We start from the raw sequence: 3,265 nt of genomic DNA, 5'->3' as shown, positions 1-3,265 counted from the left end.
CCGGCGAGATCACGCCGCAGGGTCTCGAGGACGGCCATGTGCTTGCCATGTTGCTGCCGTCCGCCGCGTTCACCGCCGTCAGCGTGATGGTCGACAATTTGTCGTCGTCGGGCATGGACAGGATCACCAGCGAGGTCGAGGCCTTGCGGCGGTCGCTGCGCATGCGCCTGGGTTGCGACCGCACCAAAGGCACCTTCGCGCTCTGCTTCATCGACGGGCTCTCCTATGCCGAGGAAGCGGTGAGTTCAGCCATCCACTGGGGCCTCGACGACATACCGCTGCTTGGCGGCTCCGCCGGCGATGACCTGAAGTTCGAGACGACGCGCCTGATCTCGAACGGCAAGGTCACCTCCGACAGCGCCATCATCGTGCTGATCGCCACGGAAATTCCCTTCCATGTCTTCAAGACCGACAATTTCGTTCCCACCGACGAAAAGCTGGTGGTGACGGCGTCCGATCCCGATCACCGCATCGTTCGCGAGTTCAACGCCACCAATGCGGCGGAGGAGTATGCCGCCTCGGTAGGCATCATCCCGCAGACGCTGACGCCGTTGAGCTTTGCTTCGCATCCGGTGGTGGTGAAGGTGGGCGGCGAATATTACTGCCGGTCGATCCAGAAGATGCATCCAGATGGCTCGCTGTCGTTCTTCTGCGCCATAGACGATGGCGTCGTGCTGTCGATCGCCCAGCCCAAGGACATGGTCGAAGCGACGCGCGTGGCACTGCGCGATGTCGAGGAGAGGCTTGGCGGCATCGACATGATCCTCGGCTTCGATTGCGTGCTGCGGCGGCTGGATGCGCGCAACCGTCAGGTGTTTCGCGACATTTCGGAACTCTACCGGGTCAACAATGTCATCGGCTTCGGCACCTATGGCGAACAGTACCGGTCGATGCATCTGAACCAGACTTTTACCGGCATCGCCTTTGGCGAGCGCCAGGCGGCGGAATAGGACGGCGCAACAAGATGCCGCTGAGGGACATAAACGATCTTGAAAAGCTGAAGAAGATCAACGCGGCACTGGTCAGCCGCGTTGAGCGCTCGATGGACCAGCAAGGCAACGCCTTCTCGCTGTTCCAGACCGCGATTTCACTGGAAAATCGGGTGCGCACACGCACCGAGGAACTGCATTCGACGCTGCGCCGGCTGGAGCAGTCGAACATCGACCTCAGCGCCGCCAAGGAAAACGCCGAACTGGCGAACCTGTCGAAAACCCGCTTCCTCGCCGCCGCCAGCCACGACGTGCTGCAGCCGCTGAACGCCGCCCACCTCTCGATTTCGGCGCTGGCCGAAGTGCAGACCAGCGACGAGGGCAGGAAGCTGGTGCGACAGGTCGAGCGCTCGCTGGAGACGATGGAGGACCTGCTGCGCACCCTGCTCGACATCTCCAAGCTCGACGCCGGCGTGGTGCAGCCCGACATAGGCGACGTCAGCCTGGAGGCGCTGTTCTCGTCGCTGCGCTCGGACTTCCTGCCGGTGGCGGAACTGAAGGGGCTGTCGCTGAAATTCCGGCCGGTCAATGCCGTGGTCCGCTCCGACCGCACGCTGCTGCGCCGCATCCTGCAGAACATCCTCTCCAATGCGCTGGGCTATACACGCTCGGGCGGCGTGCTGGTCGGCACCAGGCATCGAGGCGACACCATCCGCATCGACGTTGCCGACACCGGCTGCGGCATTCCCGACGACCAGCGCGAGGCGGTGTTCGAGGAATTCCATCGTGGCACCTCGACGGCCAATGCCGAACTGGACGGCGGCGGTCTCGGGCTCGGGCTCGCCATCGTGCGCCGCATGGCCAGCGCGCTCGGCCATCCCGTGACATTTTCATCGAAGGTCGGACGCGGCACGATCTTCCACATCGATGTTCCCGTCGGCATCGGCGCCCCGGCCGACGCCATCGCCAGCATCGCCGATATGGAACGGCCGCGCGGCTATGGCCTGTTCGGCACCAAGGTGCTGCTGGTCGAGAACGATGTCGAGGTCCTGCAGGCCATGACCTTCCTGCTCGGACGCTGGCAATGCCTGGTGCGCGCCGCGACCTCGACCGACGATGCCCTCGACATGCTTGGCGACACCGACTGGGTGCCCGACATCGTCATCGCCGACCAGCATCTCGACGGCGGCGATCTCGGCACCGCCACCATCGCGGAAGTCCGCGACTATCTCGGCCGCGCCGTGCCGGCGCTGATCGTCACCGCCGACAGTTCGGAAGCGGTCGCCAAGGCCGCGCGCGCCGGCGGCATCGAACTGATGCGCAAGCCGCTGAAGCCGGCGCAGCTAAGGGCGCTGCTGGCGCATCTGCTGGCTTAACTTGACACCCTCCCACAACCGGGAATGTCAGTTCAAAACCCGGCCTGATCCCGAAACAGCTCCGCATTGTCCAGCTTCGACACCTCGATCACCGCTTGCGTGCGGCTATAGACATTGAGCTTGCGCAGGATTTCCGAGACATGCGCCTTCACGGTGGTCTCCCCCACCTGCAGCTCATAGGCGATCTGCTTGTTGAGCAGGCCCTGGCGCAGCATCTGCAGCACGCGCAGCTGCTGCGGCGTCAGCGTCGACAGGCGCTGCACCATGTCGGCGCGGTCGACGCTTTCGGCGTCCGGCGTGCGGCCTTCATAGGTTTCCGGCACATAGATCGCGCCTTCCATCACCGAGCGTATGGCGGCGGCGAGGTCGCTCTTGCGCGCCGATTTCGGAATGAAGCCGGCAGCACCGTAGGACAGCGCCTCGGAAATGATCTTCGGCTCCTCATAGCCTGAAACGATGACCACCGGCAGGCGCGGATAGCGGGTCCTGAGCTGCAACAAGCCTTCAAAACCGTGCACGTCGGGCATGCTGAGGTCGAGCAGCGCAAGATCGAATGGCTTGGCGCCGGCCAGCAGATCGAGCGCCTCGGTGATCGAGCGCGCCTCCACCGTATCGACTTCCGGATAGGCCATCTGCACCGCGCTGTGCAGCGCCTCGCGAAACAACGGGTGGTCGTCGATGATCAGGAACCGGGCGCGATCGTGGATTGCGGTCATGGGGTTCATTTCAGTTCGTGGGCGATTAGAATAACCTCGCCACCATGGCCAGATTATAGCCAAATAGTATATCGCCATCTCCGGCGGAAAATGCCGCCGGCACTTTCTCGACCAAATCGCCTTGCCCGGGCGCCCAAATCGGTCGAATGTTCCGGCAACCTAGCAGAGACCCGCATGACAGACTTCGTCCTTCCCTCGCCCGCGATCGCATCGGTGGCCGTTGCGGGCTCGTCCCAGCGTTTCG

At 63.7% G+C, this 3,265-nt stretch carries 3 protein-coding genes; 2 read left to right on the top strand and 1 reads right to left on the bottom strand.

Annotated elements, in window-relative coordinates; all coding sequences use genetic code 11:
- Nucleotides 1-950: FIST N-terminal domain-containing protein (locus EN935_RS27985; protein WP_127373839.1), on the top strand; the 950-nt coding region annotated here is incomplete at its 5' end.
- Nucleotides 951-964: 14 nt separating this feature from the next.
- On the top strand, nt 965-2,305 hold the full coding sequence (locus EN935_RS27980; RefSeq protein WP_127262548.1) for a hybrid sensor histidine kinase/response regulator: 1,341 nt from the start codon (nt 965-967) through the stop codon (nt 2,303-2,305).
- 32 nt (nt 2,306-2,337) lie between these two features.
- On the opposite strand, the gene EN935_RS27975 is transcribed toward EN935_RS27980, so the two are convergent.
- Entirely contained in the window at nt 2,338-3,021 is a 684-nt protein-coding gene (locus tag EN935_RS27975) for a response regulator transcription factor (protein WP_164548677.1), read from the bottom strand.
- Between the last annotated feature and the right edge of the window lie 244 nt (nt 3,022-3,265).

The sequence above is a fragment of the Mesorhizobium sp. M7D.F.Ca.US.004.03.1.1 genome, assembly GCF_003998635.1.
Taxonomy (GTDB): Bacteria; Pseudomonadota; Alphaproteobacteria; order Rhizobiales; family Rhizobiaceae; genus Mesorhizobium; species Mesorhizobium loti.
The sequence above is the reverse complement of the archived record's forward strand: the minus strand, read 5'-3'. Positions and strand labels throughout refer to the sequence as shown.

What these genes read in the sequence shown, in the direction of transcription:
- EN935_RS27975 (WP_164548677.1), bottom strand. Translation starts at nt 3,021, where the DNA reads ATGACCGCAATCCACGATCGCGCCCGGTTCCTGATCATCGACGACCAC.
- EN935_RS27980 (WP_127262548.1), top strand. Translation starts at nt 965, where the DNA reads ATGCCGCTGAGGGACATAAACGATCTTGAAAAGCTGAAGAAGATCAAC.